Origin of the sequence: Streptomyces sp. NBC_00012 (genome assembly GCF_045040875.1) — a bacterium.
In the GTDB taxonomy this organism is placed as follows: Bacteria; Actinomycetota; Actinomycetes; order Streptomycetales; family Streptomycetaceae; genus Streptomyces.
Genome location: NZ_CP108309.1, coordinates 4800406 through 4818571 on the forward strand (window position 1 = coordinate 4800406; position 18166 = coordinate 4818571).

Consider the following 18166-nt stretch of genomic DNA (forward strand, 5'->3'; position numbering starts at 1 on the left):
CGCCGCGGAGCGACACGGAGCGGTGCGGAGGCAGGACCACAAGGTCTCACGGACCCGGGGCGAATTCGGTTCAGGCGCCCGTGCGTTCCAACTCGCCGGAACCGGGGACGTCGCCGGGGTCCACGCGGTCGAAGACCTCGTCCAGCTCCAGCCCGCTGCTGGCCCCCTCGGTCAGCAGATAGGCCTGTGCCTCGCCCACATGGAAGTACATGCCGTGCAGCTGGATCGTGCCCTCGGCGAGCCGCCGGGCCACCGATTCGTGTGCCCGCAGATGGTCCAGCTGCTGGACCACATTGGTGAGGCAGAGCTGCTCCAGCGCATCGGTCGGCAGCCGTCCGGAGATCCGGGCCCAGGCGTGGTGCCGGGACGCCATCCGCTTCAGGCTCGGCAGCCCATGTCTCAGCCACCGCCACAGGGACGTGGTCGGAGTCTCCTGATCCGGTTCGGCGCCGAGCAGTGCCTGCATGGCTCCGCAGCCGGAGTGTCCGCAGACGGTGATGGACTCCACCTTCAGCACGTCCACCGCGTACTCGATCGCCGCTCCCACCGAGTGGTCCCCCGACTCGGCGTTCGGCAGGGGTACCAGATTGCCGATGTTCCGCACCGTGAACAGGTCGCCCGGGCCGCTTGCCGTGATCATGCTGGTGACGAGGCGGGAGTCCGCGCAGGTGATGAAGAGCTGGGACGGGCGCTGGCCCTCGATGGCCAGACGGGCCAGCTCGTCGCGCACCAGCGGGGCGGTGTTGCGCTGGAACGAACTCAGACCGTTGATCAGCCGATTGCCGCCGGTCGGGCGGAGGAGGACTGCGGGAGTTGGTTCACGATCCGGGGCAGCGGCGTTGTCCGGGGTGCCGGGGGCTGTGTCGTGGGACGCTCCGTGGCTCGCTCCGTGGCTCGCTCCGTGAGCCGCGTCGTGGGTCGTTCCGTGGGAGGTGTGACGGTCGGTGGGGCTGGTGCGGCCGGTGGTGTCGACGATGCCGGTGGTGTGGGTGTTGCCGGGGAGGGCACCGGTGGACGGTTCGCCGGGGCCGTGGTCCGCTCCGGGCGTACGGCCGGGTTCGTCGTGGCAGTGGTGGTTGCGCCACGGTGTCCAGGGGCGGCAGCAGGAGTGCGCCGCCGAGGCGGGCTCCGCGATCCGGCCGCCGGATCTGCCGGTGAACACGACCTTGCCGCCATGGGCGGTCTGGGCATTGCTCCAGTCCTGGATCGCCTCGTACGCCGCATGGTCCATGAAGAAGCCGTCCAGCTCGACGACGGCGTCCCCGCTCTGGGGCAGCTGGCCGAGCGTACGGCTGAGCCGGGGTACCGCGAGGAACGTCAACTGCCCGCGTACGACGACCAGATGCTGTCCGCCCTGATCGGTGACCGTGATCCGGGTCCGGGCCAGCCGGTGCAGGGCGACCGCCACTGCCACCGCGATGCCGATCGCCACGCCCTTGAGCACGCCGAAGAGGACCACGCCGGTGATCGTCGCCCCGTACACCAGGAATTCGTGGTGCCTGTGGACGTTGCGGATGTGGGCGAAACTCACCATCTGGATCCCGACCATCATCACCAGCGCGGCGAGCGCGGCCAGCGGGATCCACTCCAGCACGGTGACCAGCAGCCCGGTGGCGAGCAGCACCCAGACGCCGTGCAGCACGGTGGAGGCACGTCCGGTCGCCCCGGCGCGTACGTTCGCTGAACTGCGCACCGCGCCACCGGACACGGCCAGCCCTCCCACCAGCCCGGACAGCGTGTTGGCGATGCCCTGGGCGCGCAGCTCACGGTCGAGATCGGAGCGTCTGGCGGGCAGGGCGAGGGATGCGGCAGGAACTGAGGGCGAAGGCGAGAGGGCGGGCGCCGATGCGGGTGCCGCAGGCGCGGGTGCCGGCGTCGCGTTGGACCCGGGCCGTGCGGCCGTTCTCTCGGCGGCGCGGTCGGCCGACAGTTTGTCCACGGCCACCGCGGCGAGCAGCGACTCCAGGCTGGCCACCAGCATCACCGTGAACACCGCGGTGGCCAGGGCGAGCACGGGGCCGTGCGGCATCTCCGGCAGGGCGTGCGAGCGCCATGACGGCAGATCGACCCGGGCGATCGAGGGCGCGACGATCGCAGCCACCGCCGTAGCGGTCACCACCGCGGCGAGGGCGGCCGGGATCCGTCGTACGGCCCTGCCGATCTCGCCCGGAATCCGTGGCCAAAGAATCAGGACGGCGATGGTCAGTACGCCGATGAGCGGAGCGGCCGGGCTCACTCGGCCCAACTGATCGGGAAGCGCGAGAGCGTTGGCGACGGCCGAGCTCTGCGGCGAGCCGCCGAGCACGATGTGCAGCTGGGCGAGCGCGATGGCCACGCCGATTCCGGCGAGGGTGCCATGGACGATGGCGGGGCTGACGGCGAGAGCGCTGCGCGCCGCCCGCAATGAGCCGAGCAGGATCTGGAGCAGCCCGGCGCCGATGGTGATCGCGCAGGTGGTGCGCCAGCCGTAGATCTGGATCAACTCGGCTGTGACCACGGTCAGTCCGGCGGACGGGCCACTGACCTGGAGTGGGGTGCCGCCGAGCAGTCCGGCGACGATGCCGCCGATCGCGGCGGAGATGAGGCCGGCTTCAAGCGGGGCGTCCATGGCGACGGCAAGGCCGAGCGACATGGGGACGGCGAGCAGGAAGACCGTGATCGATGCGGACAGATCGGCGCCCGCGATACGGAATCGACCGCCGCGCGGTGGCGGCGGGCTGTGTGGTCGTTTGACTCCCGAGGCGCGTGGTGGACGCGAACTACGGGATGTGCGGTTGTGACGAGTGGGGATGCAAGCAGACATGTTCCCGTCTCCTCCGGGGCAGCGCGGTCGCGGAATGTGGGGACGCGGCCGTGGGTCACGGCGTGCAGCGGCGGGATTTCTCAACTCTCAGTAAACAGATCGTAATGGAGAGTAAAGATCTACGTCCACACTTGCGATCAAATGGACCGCTCAATCACCTATTCAAGTGAATAAGCATCTTTTCATTCGATATGTCGCGCTGATCCCGACCGGACCGTGTGTGAACTTGACCGCGCCGTGTCGGCACTTCGACGCAATGAACCGCAAGGAAGAGGTGGGCGGATGATGGCTGCCACGACGAGAGCTGCCGCGAAGAGAGTCGTTACGGGGAGGCCCGCCGCGAAGAGGGCGGCCGCCGGGCGAGTCGCCCTGGGGGCTGTGGCCGTCGCGCTGACTGCGGGAGCGGCCGGGTGCTCCTCCGGTTCCGGTGCCGGTTCCGGAGCCGGAGGCCCGGCGGCTGCGAAGAAGGCCCCTACGGCGAAGAAGGCTCCCGCGGCGAAGAAGAAGGCCCCCGAAGCCGCGGCCGCCCCCAACAGCGTTCTCCGACTCATCGGCGACGGGTCCACCGCATTCACCGGCAGCCAGCCGAAGCAGCCTGTGGCCGAGCGCCTGGCGCCGGGTCAGAAGCCACCGCAGTTCGTGGTGTTCTCGTGGGACGGCGCAGGCGAGGACAGCCAGAAGCTCTTCTCCCACTTCCGCGAGGTCGGCAAGAAGTACCACGCGAACATGACGTACTTCCTCAGCGGCGTGTACATGCTGCCGGAGGGCAAGCGGGAGCTCTACGACCCGCCGAAGCGCAACGCCGGCAGCTCCGACATCGGCTTCAACGACACCGAGGGAATCCGGAACACCATCACCCAGGTACGCGGGGCCTGGGAGGACGGTGACGAGATCGGCACCCACTTCAACGGGCACTTCTGCGGTCCCGAGGGCGGCGTCGGGACCTGGTCCGTCGACCAGTGGAAGAGCGAGATCAACCAGGCCAAGTCCTTCGTGAAGAACTGGAAGACCAACGACCCGGGCCTCGAAGAGGAGAAGCCGCTTCCGTTCGACTACGACAGGGAACTCGTCGGAGGCCGCACCCCCTGCCTGGAAGGGCAGAAGAACATGGTGGCCGCAGCACGGACGATGGGCTTCCGCTACGACTCCAGCGGGGTCAACAACCAGGTCTGGCCGAAGAAGAAGGACGGCATCTGGGACCTCTCGTTGCAACTCGTCCCCATGCCGGGCCGCGAGTTCGAGACCCTGTCCATGGACTACAACTTCATGTTCAACCAGTCCGGCACGACGACGCAGGGCGACCCGGACATGCACGAGTACTGGGGCAACCAGATGCGCGACGGCCTGCTCCAGGCCTTCGACCGCTCGTACGACGGAAACCGCGCCCCGCTGATCACCGGCAATCACTTCGAGTCCTGGAACGGCGGCACCTATATGCGAGCCGTCGAGGACACCATCGCGACGGTCTGCACCAAGGAGGGTGTCCGCTGTGTTTCCTTCCGGCAGCTGGCCGACTGGCTGGACGCGCAGGACCCCGCGACGCTGGCGAAGCTCGGCACGCTCGATGTCGGCCAGGCACCTGAGAAGGGGTGGCCCGCCTTCCTCGACGGAGCGGGGACTTCCGGAACCGGCCGGGCAGTGGGCACCGGCAAGGCTCACGCGGGGCCCGGGGAAGACAGGTCCGGCCGCTGAGCTGCGCGGCCTCCGGCCGTGGCCGGCGTGTCATGCGCCGGACGGGCCAGGTAGCGGGGACGCGTGTCGAGAGCCGGACGGGCCGGCCACGACCGGAGGCCGCGTGCCGGGCGCCGGACGGGCCGGAGACCCGATCCTGTCCGGCGCTCGAAGGTGTGACGGCTTCCGCCGGAACGACGAACCCGTCCGATGGGGTGCCGAGGGCTCAGGCAGGCTGAGCGGCGCCGTCCTGTGCGTACCGCTCGTCGAGCACGAAGGCGGGGTCGACCTGGGCAGCCAGATCGGCGCCCGTCTTCTCGTTGCCCCAGCTCTCCGCGTTCTTCAGATGGAAATGGACCATCTGCCGCGTGTAGCGCCCCCAGTCCCGCTGTTCGTAGGAGTCCTCGGCGGCGTTCTGCAGCGCCTGCAGAGCCATCCGGTTGTCCGCCTCCAGCAGCTCGAATCGAGCGGGGCGGCCCTTCTCCATCGCCCGTACCCAGTCGGAGTGCCCGACGCTGACCAGCAGGTCGTCGCCCACCTCGGCGCGCAGGAACTCCAGATCGTCCTCGCCCTGCACCTTGTTGCCGATGACCTTCAGAGCGACCCCGAAGTCCCGCGCGTACTCCTTGTACTGGCGGTAGACCGAGACGCCCTTACGCGTCGGCTCCGCGACCAGGAACGTCATGTCGAAGCGGGTGAACATCCCGGAGGCGAAGGAGTCCGAACCTGCTGTCATGTCGACGACGACATAGTCGTCGGGGCCGTCGACGAGATGGTTCAGGCAGAGTTCGACCGCGCCGACCTTGGAGTGGTAGCAGGCCACGCCCAGATCCGACTCGGTGAACGGCCCGGTGGCCATCAGCCGGATCTCCCCGTCGTCGAGCCGGACCGTGCGCGCGCAGGCGTCGTAGATCGGGTTGTCCTCGCGGACCCGCAGCAGCCGTGAGCCCTCGCCGGGTGGAGTCGTCTTGATCATCGTCTCGACGGAGGCGATGCGGGGATTGCTGCCGCGCAGATACTTCTTGATCAGAGGCAGGTGCGCCCCCATGGCAGGCAGTGCGGCGGCCTCCTGGTCGTCGAGGCCGAGCGCGGCCCCGAGGTGCTGGTTGATGTCGGCGTCCACCGCGACGACATGGGCTTCATTGGCGGCGAGGTGGCGGATGAAGAGCGAGGACAGCGTCGTCTTGCCGCTGCCGCCCTTCCCTACGAAAGCGATCTTCATGTTCACCTAGGGTAGCGGCGCGATCGCGGTCTGCTGTCACACTTCGTGAAGAAGGCCACTCCCGGGCGGTATCGGTACAGGGGACGCGTAGCCTCGCTACTTATGAGTACGCCTGCCCCTGATCCGCTCGCCGCCCTGGGCACCCTGCCGGGGGTCGCCGACGCGGTGGACTCCGTACGCAAGGCCGTCGACCGGGTCTACGGTCACCGCGTCATGCGACGCCGCAGCAATGAGGTCACCGCGGAGGCGGCGCTGCGCGGCGCCCGTGGCTCGGCTGCGCTGTCGGGCGCCGACTGGAACCTGGAGGAGGTGCGCCGGCGCAGCGACTTCAGTGGTGACGGCGAGGCGCATGTGATCGGGGCGGCCCTGCGGCTGACTGCCGAAGCGGGCCAACTGCTCTCCATCTGGCGGCAGTCACCGCTGCGGGTGCTGGCGCGACTGCATCTGGTCGCGGCCGGTGGAGCGGCACCGGACGATGCCGTCGGCCGGCCGAGGCTGGCGGGCGAGCCCGTGGACGAGCCGCTGGTCGAGGCGCCACTGCCGGATGCCGACGAGGTGGCCGGGCGACTGGAGGGACTCTCCGGGCTGATTCTTTCCGGCACTTCGGCGCCCGCGCTCGTGACGGCGGCGGTCGTGCACGGTGAACTGCTGGCCCTGCGCCCGTTCGGTTCGTACAACGGTCTCGTCGCGCGGACCGCCGAGCGGATCGTGCTGATCGGGAGCGGGCTCGACCCCAAATCGATCTGTCCCGCCGAGGTGGGCCATGCCGAGCAGGGGAAGGCGGCGTACGTCGCGGCGTTCGAGGGCTATCTGTCGGGGACGCCGGAGGGGATGGCGGCCTGGATCGCGCACTGCGGTCGCTCCGTGGAGCTGGGTGTCAGGGAGTCGACGGCTGTATGCGAGGCGCTGCAGCGCGGAGCTGCGTAGAACCACGCGGAAGTCGCGCTGAACGCTGAAGGCGTGGAAGGCACGCAAGGGGGCGGGCGATGGGGAAACGGCTTGGTTCCGTGGCCTGATTCCGGCCCGAGTATGCGAGGCCGTCGGGCGCCGTTCTCGTGGTGTGCATCACGATAAATCCACCGAAGTAACTTCATCGTGGTAACTCGCGAATTGTCTTCACCGCGGTGACCTGTCGCGTCGACTTCACTGCCCGACAAAAGGGTTGCGGCGGTACCGTCCTCGGTACCGCCGCTGGCACGTCTACCCAGTTACCATGCGTCCTCGATATATGCCCATCAGGTCGGGATGCTTTGCCCGTTCCCTGGTGCGGCTGGCCCGTAATCGACGGGTCGACGTCGCGTGGGTGCTCGGTTTTCATGCTCGGTCCGTGGGGCCGTCTCTGCGTTACAGGTAATCCTCTCGGATGTCCTTGGTCTCGCGGGCCGTTGAGTCATTTGTACTCCAGAGCCGGGGTGAGCGGTAGTGCTGGCCGCACTTCTTTACTTTTGGGTTCAATTACGGGCGAGTTGGATATTTCGCGTCGGCCGTCGAGTTGGTGTGCCGGGCCGTCGCGGACAGGGTGCGTCAGGCGGAGGCCGCGGCGCGGCGGCGTGAGGTGTACCAGACCAGTCCCGCCGTGACGGCGGCCGCGCCCACCGCTGCCGCCGCGACCAATGCCGGACGTGGCGGCATTGAGAACGCGGGCAGCCGCTGCTTGAGCCGGACCGGCTGGTCGAAGACGAGAATCGGCCACTCTCGGAGGGTCGCCTCACGCCGCAGCGCGCGATCCGGATTGACCGCGTGCGGATGGCCGACCGACTCCAGCATCGGTACATCCGTGGCGGAGTCGCTGTAGGCGTAGCAGCGTGAGAGGTCGTACCCTTCGGACACCGCGAGGGCCCTGATCGCCTCGGCCTTCGTCGGCCCGTAGGCGTAGTACTCGACTTCTCCGGTGAAGCAACCGTCGTCGCCGACGACCATTCGGGTGGCGACGACCCGGTCGGCACCGAGCAGCTCGCCGATCGGTTCGACGACCTCGGCGCCCGAGGTCGAGACGATCACCACATCGCGTCCGGCGGTGTGATGCTCCTCGATGAGCGTCGCCGCTTCGTCGTAGATGATGGGGTCGATCAGCTCGTGCAGGGTCTCGGCGACGATTTCCTTCACCTGCTGGACGTTCCAGCCCTTGCAGAGTGCGGAGAGATATTCCCGCATCCGCTCCATCTGGTCGTGATCTGCACCCCCGGCAAGGAACACGAACTGTGAGTACGCGGTGCGCAGTACGGCGCGGCGGTTGATCAGTCCGCCTTGGTAGAAGGACTTGCTGAAGGTCAGCGTCGATGACTTCGCAATGACCGTCTTGTCCAGGTCGAAGAAGGCGGCTGTGCGCGGCAAGAAGCGGTTTTCCACAAGGCAGAGCATAGGGGGACGCCATTCGGCGTAAACTCTGGCGCGTGGGTTTGCCTGAGAAGGCTCTCGGGTACACCATGGAAGTCACGGATCGTTCGCGACCGTGCTAACCCGGTCCGGCTCCTCCCCCCCCCGAGTCGGCCGTGGGGACGACCCCCGCTCTCCCCCCCGGCGGGGGTCGTCGCATGTCCGGACGCGTTTCTGTCGTTCGGAATCGAGCATTCCGCCTCCATTTCGGCCGCGACGGCCCGCTTCTCGTTCCGCCCCCACCACCATGGCTCGTCACGGTGCGTAGCGGAAGTGCTGCACTCCGGGAGTCGCCGGTATGAGCGATGGAGATATTCACAACGGTGGAGTTGTCCACAGTTTTCGAGCAAGATCCACACGATTTTCCGAAGCGCTGCACGGTGATTCCAGCCGCGAAGTCCGCGGTTGTGGAATCGCCGATCCCGGAACGCTCCGGGATCACCGCGAACCGCGATGAACGTGCAGTGAGAAGGGGGGGCGGAGATCGTGGCCGAGTCCATCGCACGGGATCCTCTGCCGACCGCCGGAGGGCGGCAGGGCGGACCGCTGATCGTGACCGATGATGTGGAACTGCTCGACGATCTGCTGCGGCTGTGTGCGGCCGCCGGAGCGGAACCGGAAGTTCATCACTCGCCACCCGAGAACAGGGGCAGCTGGGAGAAGGCTCCGATGGTTCTCGTGGGCGACGATGCCGCCCAGCGATGCCGGGGTGTGGTGCGCAGGCGGGGCGTGATGCTCGTCGGCAGGGAACAGGACGCCCCGGATGTCTGGCGTCGAGCGGTGGAGATCGGGGCCGAATATGTGCTGAGGCTGCCCGATTCGGAGGGCTGGCTCGTCGACCAGATCGCCAACGCCGCGGAGGGGGTGGGCAGGCCGGCGCTCACCGTGGGGGTGATCGGCGGACGGGGCGGCTCGGGCGCGTCCACACTGGCCTGTGCCCTCGCGGTGACCGCGGCCAGGGCCGGGCGGCGGACCATGCTGATCGACGGCGACCCGCTCGGCGGTGGCATCGACGTGCTGCTCGGTGGCGAACGGGCGGAGGGAATGAGATGGCCGGATTTCGCCCATTCCAAGGGGCGGGTCGGCGGGGGCGCGCTGGAGGAGTCACTGCCGGCGCTGCACGGGCTGCGGGTCCTCAGCTGGGGCCGTGACGACTGGGTGGTCATCCCGCCGCAGGCCATACAGGCCGTGCTGGCCGCCGCCCGCAGGCTCGGCGGGGTGGTGGTCGTCGATCTGCCGCGCCGGGTCGACGAATCGGTGGCCGAGGCGCTCGCACAGCTGGACCTCGGGCTGCTGGTGGTTCCGGGGGAGCTTCGCGCGGTCGCGGCGGCCAAGCGTGTGGCATCGATGGCCGGGATGATCCTGGACGACCTTCGAGTCGTGTCCCGCGGGCCTTACGCGGCGGGTCTCGACGAGCGATGGGTGGCGCAGGCGCTGGGGCTGCCGCTCGCCGGTGAACTCCCGCTCGACGCCGGGCTGCTGGCCGCCCAGGACGGCGGAACGCCGCCGGGCGGCAGTGCGCGCGGTCCGCTGGCCCGGTTTTGCGCGGCGTTCTGGGAGCGGGCGCTCGCCCCGGAGAGCGCGGGGGGACGCGCCGATGGGGGTGCGTCATGACGGAGACGCTGCTCGATGCCGTACGGCAGCGGCTCGCGCAGAGCGGCACCGCACCCACGCCGGCCGGGGTCGCGGCTGCGCTGCGGGCCCAGGGGCGGCTGCTCGGGGACGCCGAAGTGCTCGGTGCGGCCGATGAGTTGCGTGGCGAGTTGGTCGGGACCGGGGTGCTGGAGCCGCTGCTCGCGGATCCGGTGGTGACGGATGTGCTGGTCTCCGCGCCGGACCGGGTGTGGGTGGACCGGGGCGGCGGTCTCGAACTCACCGGTGTGACCTTCACGGACGCGGCCGCGGTGCGCAGGCTGGCGCAGCGGCTGGCCGCCGTGGCGGGGCGGCGGCTGGATGACGCCCGCCCCTGGGTGGACGCGAGGCTGCCGGACGGCACCCGTATGCATGCCGTGCTGCCGCCGGTGTCCGTCGGCTCTACGTGCCTGTCACTGCGGGTGGTTCGGCCCAGGGCCTTCTCGCTGGCGGAGCTGGTCGCGGCGGGGACGGTGCCGCCGGGCGGTGATCGGGTGCTGCGGGCTCTGGTGGAGGCCCGGGTCTCGTATCTGATCAGCGGGGGGACGGGGGCCGGCAAGACGACGCTCCTGTCGAGTCTGCTGGGCGCGGTCGGGGAGCGCGAGCGAATCGTGCTCGCCGAGGACTCGGCGGAGCTGCGACCGGACCATCCGCATGTGGTGCGTTTGGAGTCGCGCCCAGCCAACCAGGAGGGGGCGGGCCGGGTGACCCTCCGGGATCTGGTGAGGCAGGCGCTGCGGATGCGGCCCGACCGGCTGGTGGTCGGAGAGGTGCGGGGCGCGGAGGTCACCGAACTCCTTGCCGCGCTGAACACCGGTCACGAGGGCGGTTCGGGGACGGTTCACGCCAATGCGGCCGAGCACGTACCGGCCCGTCTGGAGGCTCTGGGGACGGCGGCGGGGCTGGACCGGACGGCGCTGCACAGCCAGTTGGCGGCCGCGCTGTCGGTGGTGGTCCATCTCGTACGGGACCGGGCCGGGCAGCGGCGGATCGCCGAGGTGCAGGTTCTGGAGCGGGACGCGGCGGGGCTGGTGGTGACCGTGCCCGCGCTGCGCTGGGGCGCCGATGGATTCGTGCGGGAGCGGGGCTGGGAGCGGCTGCGGTCGCTGATCGGCGGCGCGTCGTGATGGGGGATGCGCCGATGTCGCTGTCGGTGAGCGCGAGCGGTGCGGTGGTCCTGTGCCTCGGGGTGGCGGCTTGGCTGATGGCGGCGCAGGACCATGGGCGGCGAAGGGCCCGACTGCTGTTCGTCGGCGGGGTGGTCCGGCAGCCGCTGCGGGCGCGCTGGGAGCGGGCCGGGGCGTGGCTGCTGGAGCGGTCGGGGGAGCGACGGGAGTGGCTGTGCCTCCCGGTCGCGCTGGTCGTCGCCGCGCTGGGGGAGTCCGTGCTGCCGCTGCTGGGCGGTGCGGTGGCCGTGCCGCTGGTGCGGCGGTGGCTGCGCAGGCGGGCCCTGGGCAAGGAGCGGGAGCGCCGGGAAGCCGGGATGGTGGCGCTGTGCGGCGCGGTCGTGGGTGAGCTGCGGGCCGGACACGAACCGGGGCAGGCGTTGCTCGTGGCTCTCCGCGGCACCGGGGTGATGGGGGCGGCTGAGGCCAGGGTGTCCGCTGCGGCGCAATTCGGTGGCGACGTGCCGGGGGCGCTCGCTCAGGCGGCGCGGGAACCGGGGCTGGGCGGGCTCGCCGGGGTGTCGGCCTGCTGGCGGGTGGCGGTCGACGGCGGGGCCGGGCTCGCGACGGGGCTGGACCGCCTGGAGGGCACGCTGCGGGCCGAGCGGCGCAGACGGGAGGAGCTGCGGGCCCAGCTGGCGGGGGCCTGGTCGACGGTGGCTGTGCTGGCGCTGCTCCCGGTGCTGGGTCTGGGGCTGGGGGCGGCGCTCGGGGCCGATCCGCTGCGGGTGCTGCTGCACACCCCGGCCGGTCTGGTCTGTCTGGTGACGGGCGGACTGCTGGAGGCGGCCGGGCTGTGCTGGGCGGCCCGGATCGTACGGGCGGGGGAAGCGGGATGAGCGGGGTCGCAGGTGAAGCCGTCCATCGGGTGGCGGCGGTGTGCGCGGTGCTGAGTGCGGTCGCTTGTCCGGCCTTTGCCTTGGCGGGGCTCGGGCGGAGGCGGGCGGTACGGCGCCGGGGCGCGGCACTGCTGGCGATCGGCGTACCGGAGAGGAGGCGCGAGCGCAGGGGCGGGCGCGGACCCATGACGCCCGGCGCCCGGGTGACGGAGTGGATCGCGCCGCTGGGCGCTGTGGCGGTGGGCTGGATCCTGGTCGGCGGCCTGCCAGGTTGTGCGGCGGGGCTGTTGGGGGCGTACGGCGCTCGGCGGTGGCAGCGGGGCCGGCGCAGAACCGAACCGGGGACCGGACTTCAGGACATGGCGGAGGCCGCACGCCAGCTTCCGCTGGCGGCCGACCTGTTGGCTGCCTGCGTCTCCGCCGGAGCCGGGCCCCGGGAGGCGGCCGAGGCGGTGGGGGAGTCGCTGGGCGGGCCGGTCGGCAGGTGTCTGGCGCGGACGGCGGCGGAGATCCGGCTCGGCGGTGAACCTGCGGCGGCCTGGGGGCGGTTCGGGGAGATGCCGGGTGCGAGCGCGCTCGCCCGCTGCCTGGAGCGGGCGGGGTCGACCGGGGCTCCGGCGGCGGAGCCGGTGGCACGGCTGGCCGAGGCGATGCGGGCCGAACGTGCGAGTGCGGCCGTGGCGCGCGCCCAGCGGGCAGGCGTGCTGATCACCGGTCCTGTCGGGCTCTGCTTTCTGCCCGCTTTCCTGACGGTCGGGGTGGCGCCCGTCGTGATCGGTCTGGCAACCGGACTGCTTCAGACCGCATGACCGAAAAGTGTAAAAAAATCCATTCGATAAGAATTGTCGATTTCACGGGGGTTGGAATGGCTCAGCGAATCAGGGACTGGGTGCGCGGCATGGCTCGCCGGGTTCGGTCGGACAGCGGAATGACGACATCCGAATATGCGGTGGGGACGATCGCGGCCTGCGCGTTCGCGGCGGTGCTCTACAAGGTGGTCACCAGCCAGCCGGTGATGTCCGCGCTGCAGTCTCTGCTGAAGGACGCGCTCGATGCGAAGTTCTGAAAGCGGTTCCGGAGCGTGCGCCGGAGGCCGTTCCCGTACCGAGGCCGGGGTGCCGGGTGTCCGGGCCTCGGATCGGGGCGCGGTGACCGCGGAGGCGGCCATGGCGGTTCCGGTGCTGGCGATGTTCGCTCTGGCGCTGGTCTGGGCGCTGATGGCCGCCTCCGCCCAGATCCGGTGCGTGGACGCGGCGAGGGCCGGGGCGAGGGCGGCCGCCCGTTCCGAGCCGGAGGCACAGGTGCTGGAGGTGACCCGTTCGGCGGCACCCGGCGGAGCCGAGGTCGCGATGGAACGGGCCGGGGAGCTGTGGCGGGTACGGGTGGCGGCTTCGATGCCGGGGCCGGGCCCGCTGGCCCTGACGCTTCACGCGGAGGCGGCTGCACTGGCCGAGGACACGGTGGGGGTGACGCGATGAAACGGACGGGAGCGAGGCGGAGTGCGGCTGCGCTCGCGTGGCTACGGGCAGCCGTCCCGGCGCGGCTGGGCAGAGGCGGGCGGGGCAGAGGCGGGAGCGGGAGCAGGAACAGGAGGAGGGGCGGGGGCAGGGAAATCGGTCGCGGTCGCGGTCATGTCCGCGATCGGAGCCCGGTACGCGGAGACGCGGAGGCGGGCGCGGGGGCGGCGGACGGGGACAGGGGGCTGGCCACGGTGTGGGTGGCGATGACCACGGCCACGCTGTGCGCGGTGTTCGCGGTCGTGCTGGCCCTCGGGCAGGTGGTGGCCGTCCGGCACCGGGCGGGCGGCGCGGCGGATCTGGCGGCCCTGGCCGCGGCCGACCGGGCCCTGCAAGGCCCTGAGGAGGCATGCGGGACCGCCGAGAAGGTGGCCGCGGCGCAGGGGGCCGTGGTGGTCCGATGTGCCGTGCACGGGGAGATCGCCGATGTGACGGCCCGGGTGGGCTTCGGTCCGTACGAACCGGAGGTCAGGTCCCGGGCCGGCCCCCCGGCGGCTACTCCCGGCTCTCCTGCGCCCCCGCCTGGGCCTCTGCCCCCGCCTCGGCCTCTGCCTTCGCCTCCACCCCTGCCTTCGCCTCCCGCATCGGAGCCGACTTCGGAGCCGACTTCCGATCCGGTTTCCGATCCGGCTCCGGATCCGGCGACTGCGCGGAGTTCGGTTCCTCGGGGGACGGAGGCGCGTATCGCAGGAGTTCGGTGAGGAGGCGCACGGCGCCACGCTTGTGCAGCGGTTCATTGCCGTTGCCGCACTTGGGGGACTGGACGCAGGACGGGCAGCCGGCCTCGCACTCGCAGGACGCGATCGCCCGGCGGGTCGCGGTCAGCCAGGCACGGGCGGTGTGGAAGGCCCGCTCGGCGAATCCGGCACCGCCCGGGTGGCCGTCGTACACGAAGACCGTGGGCAACAGGGTGTCCGGGTGCAACGGCACGGAGACGCCGCCGATGTCCCACCGGTCGCAGGTGGCGAAGAGCGGCAGCATCCCGATCGACGCGTGCTCCGCGGCGTGCAGGGTGCCGCCCAGGATCTCCGGGTTGATACGGGCGGCGTCGAGCTGGTCCTCGGTGACCGTCCACCAGACGGCGCGGGTGCGCAGGGTGCGGGGCGGCAGATCCAGCTTGGTCTCGCCGAGGACCTCGCCGCTGATCAGCTTGCGACGCAGGAAGGAGACGACCTGGCTGGTGACCTCCACGGAGCCGTAGCAGAGCCGTCCGTCACCCCATGGGATCTCGGTGTCGGTCTCCAGGACTGCGATGGAGGTGGTGTCGCGGGCGGTGGTCGAGTACGGCGGGACGGCCTCCTCGACCAGGGCCACCGAGTCCTCCAGGTCCAGCTTCCGGACCAGGTAGGTGCGGCCCTGGTGGAGGTGCACGGCGCCTTCGTGGACGGCGGTGTGCGCGGCCGACTCGTCGACGGTGCCCAGCAGCCGGCCGGTGCCCTCCTCGACGATCTGGACGGGGCGGCCGCCCTCGCCACGGATGTCGGTGAGATCGGCGGCGCGTTCGCGGCGGGTCCAGTGCCAGCCCGATGGCCGCTTGCGCAGCAGCTTCGCGGCCTCCAGCTGCGGCAGCAGTTCGGGCACGGCCGGACCGAAGAGTTCCAGGTCGGGCTCCGTGAGGGGGAGCTCCGCGGCGGCGGCGCACAGATGGGGGGCGAGCACGTACGGATTGTCCGGGTCGAGGACGGTCGACTCCACGGGTTGCTGGAACAGCGCCTCGGGATGGTGGACGAGGAAGGTGTCCAGCGGGTCGTCGCGGGCCACCAGGACGGCCAGGGCGCCCTGGCCGGAGCGTCCGGCGCGGCCCGCCTGCTGCCACAGCGACGCCCTGGTGCCGGGATAGCCGGCGATGACGACGGCATCCAGGCCGGAGACGTCGATGCCGAGTTCGAGGGCGGTGGTGGCGGCCAGTCCGAGCAGTTCCCCGGAGTGCAGGGCGCGCTCCAGGGCGCGGCGTTCCTCGGGGAGGTAGCCCCCGCGGTAGGCGGCGACCCGGGCCGGCAGGGAGCGGTCCACCTCGGCGAGGCGCTCCTTCGCGATGACGGAGATCAGCTCGGCGCCGCGCCGGGAGCGTACGAAGGCGACCGAGCGGACGCCCTGGACGGTGAGATCGGTGAGGAGGTCGGCGGTTTCGGCGGTGGCGGTGCGACGGACGGGGGCGCCCTTCTCGCCGTGCAGGTCGGTCAGGGGCGGCTCCCACAGTGCGAAGACCAGCTCGCCGCGGGGCGAGGAGTCGTCGGCGACCTCCTTGACCGGGAGACCGGTGAGGCGGCCGGCCGCGACGGAGGGCTCCGCCGCGGTGGCGGAGGCGAGGAGGAAGACCGGGTCGGCGCCGTAACGGGCGCATAGGCGGCGGAGCCGGCGTACGACCTGGGCGACGTGGGAGCCGAAGACGCCGCGGTAGGTGTGGCACTCGTCGATGACGACGAAGCGCAGGGCGCGCAGGAAGGAGGACCAACGGGGATGGGACGGGAGTATCCCCCGGTGCAGCATGTCGGGGTTGGTCAGGACGTAATTGGCGTACTGACGCACCCACTCGCGTTCCTCGACCGGGGTGTCGCCGTCGTAGACCGCGGGCCTGACGGCGTTGCCGAGCGGTGCCGCGAGCTGCTTCACGGAACGCCTCTGATCGGCCGCCAGGGCCTTGGTGGGCGCCAGATACAGGGCGGTGGCACCGCGGCCGTTCGCGGCCTCGGAGCCGTCGAGCAGGGCGCTGAGGACCGGGGCGAGGTAGGCGAGCGACTTGCCGGACGCGGTGCCGGTGGCGATGACCACGGATTCGCCGTCCAGGGCGTGCTCGGCGGCGGTCGCCTGGTGTACCCACGGATGTTCGATTCCGGCCCGCTGGATCGCGGCGACGACTTCCGGCCGGATGCGATCGGGCCAGATGGCATGGGTTCCCGCACGCGGGGGCAAGTGCTCCGTATGAGTGATGCGCGCGGACCGGCCCGCCGCTGCGGCGAGCCGGTCGAGGACCATGGCGGGAGAGTGACTGGTGTCACTGTTCCCGGGTGGTCGACTGGGGCGGTGATTCTTGGCCATCGGGACCGAGTGTGTCACTGGCGTGACGGACAATGGCCCCAAGCCGTCGTGCATGGCTGCTGGTAAGTGATTGAATGCCATCGCGGCTGGCGATCCGTTCCCTGGCTCCGCCGGGGAGACCGAGGGGCGACCGCTCGATAGCAAGGTGCTGGAGGATCCGTGGACCTGTCCTTGTCGACTCGCAATGTGTCCGGCCCTGGTGGCGACCGTACGGTCGTCGAGGTCGGTGGCGAGATTGATGTGTATACCGCGCCCAAGCTGCGCGAGCAGTTGGTCGAGTTGGTGAATGACGGCAGCTACCACCTGGTTGTCGACATGGAAGGCGTCGACTTCCTCGACTCCACCGGCCTCGGCGTGCTCGTGGGTGGCCTGAAGCGTGTCCGGGCCCATGAGGGCTCGCTGCGCCTGGTCTGCAACCAGGAGCGCATTCTCAAGATCTTCCGGATCACTGGCCTGACCAAGGTGTTCCCGATTCACACCACGGTCGACGAGGCCGTCGCGGCAACCGACTGAGGGCCGACCCGTGGCCGATCCGCCGGTCCGCCGGTCGGACCGGCACAGGACCCGTCCGGTACGCAGCCGGCGTACCGGCGGCCCGCCAAGGCGGCCGGTGCGACGCGGGCGTGCCTGACGGCCGACTGGCGCGAGGCACGCCGATCGCACGGTCGGGTTGCCGACCGGGAGGTCGGGCGGTCGGGTCGCTGATCGGCGAGCCGGGTTACCGGTGCTCCGATCGGCCGGGCGCTCGGATGGCCGGGCCGGTCGGCGTGAGCCGTTTGGCGGTCGGCCGGTGGGCTGTCGTTCGACCGGCTGTGGGCCGAGGCCGCTCTCTGGGCCGAGGCCGTTCGTCCGGTGACCGGCCGCTTGCGAGCGGTCCGGCTGCCGGACGGGTGCCGGTCGGTCCCGCAGCCGACGGCTGTACGTCGCTTCCGGCGGCGTCCGGTGGTCGACGGCGCGATCGGCTCACGATCGGCGGGACCGGCGCCCTGCGGGGTCGCCGGTTCTGAGAAGAAGCGCGAAGAGAAGAAGCGCGAAGAAAAGCGAAAAGAGCAGGGACGCCGGGCAGTGCGCCGGGCCCCTGGGATGCACGCCCGTACGTCTGAGGGGGATCGCATGGCCACCGTTGAACTCCGCTTCAGCGCCCAGCCCGAACACGTCAGGACGGCCCGCCTCGTGGCGGCCGCCGTTGCGCGCCGGGCAGGGGTCGACGAAGCCGTGCTCGACGAGGTCAGACTCGCCGTCGGTGAGGCCTGCAGCCGCGCAGTCGGGCTGCACCGCAGCCATGGCATCACCGCTCCCGTCTCCGTCGCCCTGATCGAGGAGGAGAAGTCCTTCTCCGCCGAGGTGGCGGACGAGGTGCCCGGCCCGGGGGCCGATCCCGCTCTCGGCGGACCCCTCGGAGCCTCCGCGACACGCGGCGCCACGCCCGGCGGGGGACTGGATGAGCCGGATCACGAGAGCGACGCCGACGGCGAGGACGAGATGGGACTCGCGGTCATCAGTGGCCTCGTCGATGATGTGGAAGTCAGATCGGGAGCCAAGGGCGGAGTGATCCGCATGAGCTGGCCGAAGACGCCCGTGACCGTGCTGCCTTGACGCCGCTCCCCTGAGGCGCCACGGGCGCCGCATGTCCTGTGGGCGGCATGCTGCCCTGATCCGCCCGCCCCGGACCGGTCGGACCTCCTCCCGGTCCATTTCTTGATCCGCCTTTTGAGGCCCTGCTGAGCAGGGCCTTTTTCATTTATATGTGATCAATTATCTACGGAAAATGTGCCTGCCCCATTACTGCATTCAGGTCTGTCCAAGGGGGGATCATTTATCGATCGACGGGTGAAGGTCGATTAGATTTACGGCGCACTGTTTTGATCAGCTCCCGCTCCTTACAATCCGTCCACGTCTTG

General features: G+C 70.7%; 14 protein-coding genes and 1 pseudogene. 11 read left to right on the forward strand and 4 right to left on the reverse strand.

All coding sequences use genetic code 11. The features are described from left to right. Positions 1–70: 70 nt before the first annotated feature. Complete coding sequence (locus OHA19_RS22140; protein ID WP_405751260.1) at positions 71–2803, reverse strand: SulP family inorganic anion transporter; 2733 nt, start codon at positions 2801–2803, stop codon at positions 71–73. A gap of 285 nt (positions 2804–3088) precedes the next feature. On the opposite strand from OHA19_RS22140, the gene OHA19_RS22145 reads away from it, so the two are divergent. Beyond that, entirely contained in the window at positions 3089–4495 is a 1407-nt protein-coding gene (locus tag OHA19_RS22145) for a hypothetical protein (RefSeq protein ID WP_405751262.1), read from the forward strand. Positions 4496–4700: 205 nt separating this feature from the next. Here the strand turns inward: OHA19_RS22145 and OHA19_RS22150 are convergent, their stop codons facing one another. Continuing rightward, the gene (locus OHA19_RS22150) at positions 4701–5696 is read right to left on the reverse strand and encodes an ATP-binding protein (protein ID WP_405751265.1); all 996 of its coding nucleotides are present in this window, start codon (positions 5694–5696) and stop codon (positions 4701–4703) included. A gap of 102 nt (positions 5697–5798) precedes the next feature. On the opposite strand from OHA19_RS22150, the gene OHA19_RS22155 reads away from it, so the two are divergent. Further along, on the forward strand, positions 5799–6623 hold the full coding sequence (locus OHA19_RS22155; protein ID WP_405714074.1) for an oxidoreductase: 825 nt from the start codon (positions 5799–5801) through the stop codon (positions 6621–6623). Between the two features lie 597 nt (positions 6624–7220). Here the strand turns inward: OHA19_RS22155 and OHA19_RS22160 are convergent. After that, entirely contained in the window at positions 7221–8057 is an 837-nt protein-coding gene (locus OHA19_RS22160) for an HAD family hydrolase (RefSeq protein ID WP_405714072.1), read from the reverse strand. A 501-nt stretch (positions 8058–8558) separates the two neighbouring features. Between OHA19_RS22160 and ssd the strand changes: the two genes are divergently transcribed. The 7 genes and pseudogenes from ssd to OHA19_RS22195 form a co-directional block, all read left to right on the forward strand. Then, a complete protein-coding gene (ssd, locus tag OHA19_RS22165; RefSeq protein WP_405714070.1) occupies positions 8559–9686 on the forward strand; it encodes a septum site-determining protein Ssd in 1128 nt (375 codons plus the stop codon). Continuing rightward, positions 9683–10831 carry a TadA family conjugal transfer-associated ATPase gene (locus OHA19_RS22170; protein WP_405714068.1) on the forward strand — a complete coding sequence of 383 codons (1149 nt, stop codon included), beginning with the start codon at positions 9683–9685 and terminating at the stop codon, positions 10829–10831. Before ssd ends, OHA19_RS22170 begins: the two co-directional genes overlap by 4 nt. Before the next feature lie 14 nt (positions 10832–10845). Continuing rightward, positions 10846–11709, forward strand: a complete 864-nt coding sequence (locus OHA19_RS22175; protein ID WP_405714066.1) for a type II secretion system F family protein — start codon at positions 10846–10848, stop codon at positions 11707–11709. After that, positions 11706–12518: a type II secretion system F family protein gene (locus OHA19_RS22180; protein WP_405714064.1), complete on the forward strand. Its 813-nt coding sequence runs from the start codon at positions 11706–11708 to the stop codon at positions 12516–12518. Before OHA19_RS22175 ends, OHA19_RS22180 begins: the two co-directional genes overlap by 4 nt. Positions 12519–12574: 56 nt before the next feature. Further along, the gene (locus OHA19_RS22185; protein WP_405714062.1) at positions 12575–12775 is read left to right on the forward strand and encodes a DUF4244 domain-containing protein; all 201 of its coding nucleotides are present in this window, start codon (positions 12575–12577) and stop codon (positions 12773–12775) included. After that, complete coding sequence (locus OHA19_RS22190; protein WP_405714060.1) at positions 12762–13187, forward strand: TadE family type IV pilus minor pilin; 426 nt, start codon at positions 12762–12764, stop codon at positions 13185–13187. The genes OHA19_RS22185 and OHA19_RS22190 overlap by 14 nt, the downstream gene beginning before the upstream one ends. 245 nt (positions 13188–13432) lie before the next feature. Next, positions 13433–13654, forward strand: a pseudogene (locus OHA19_RS22195) (Rv3654c family TadE-like protein); the annotation flags it as partial. 67 nt (positions 13655–13721) lie between these two features. Here the strand turns inward: OHA19_RS22195 and OHA19_RS22200 are convergent. After that, complete coding sequence (locus tag OHA19_RS22200; RefSeq protein ID WP_405714058.1) at positions 13722–16346, reverse strand: DEAD/DEAH box helicase; 2625 nt, start codon at positions 16344–16346, stop codon at positions 13722–13724. 78 nt (positions 16347–16424) lie between these two features. Between OHA19_RS22200 and OHA19_RS22205 the strand changes: the two genes are divergently transcribed. Further along, positions 16425–16778, forward strand: coding sequence for an STAS domain-containing protein (locus OHA19_RS22205; RefSeq protein WP_003967428.1), 354 nt, complete (start codon positions 16425–16427; stop codon positions 16776–16778). 600 nt (positions 16779–17378) lie between these two features. Then, positions 17379–17861 (forward strand): ATP-binding protein, encoded by a 483-nt coding sequence (locus tag OHA19_RS22210; protein ID WP_405714056.1) that lies wholly within the window; start codon positions 17379–17381, stop codon positions 17859–17861. The last annotated feature ends 305 nt before the right edge of the window (positions 17862–18166 follow it).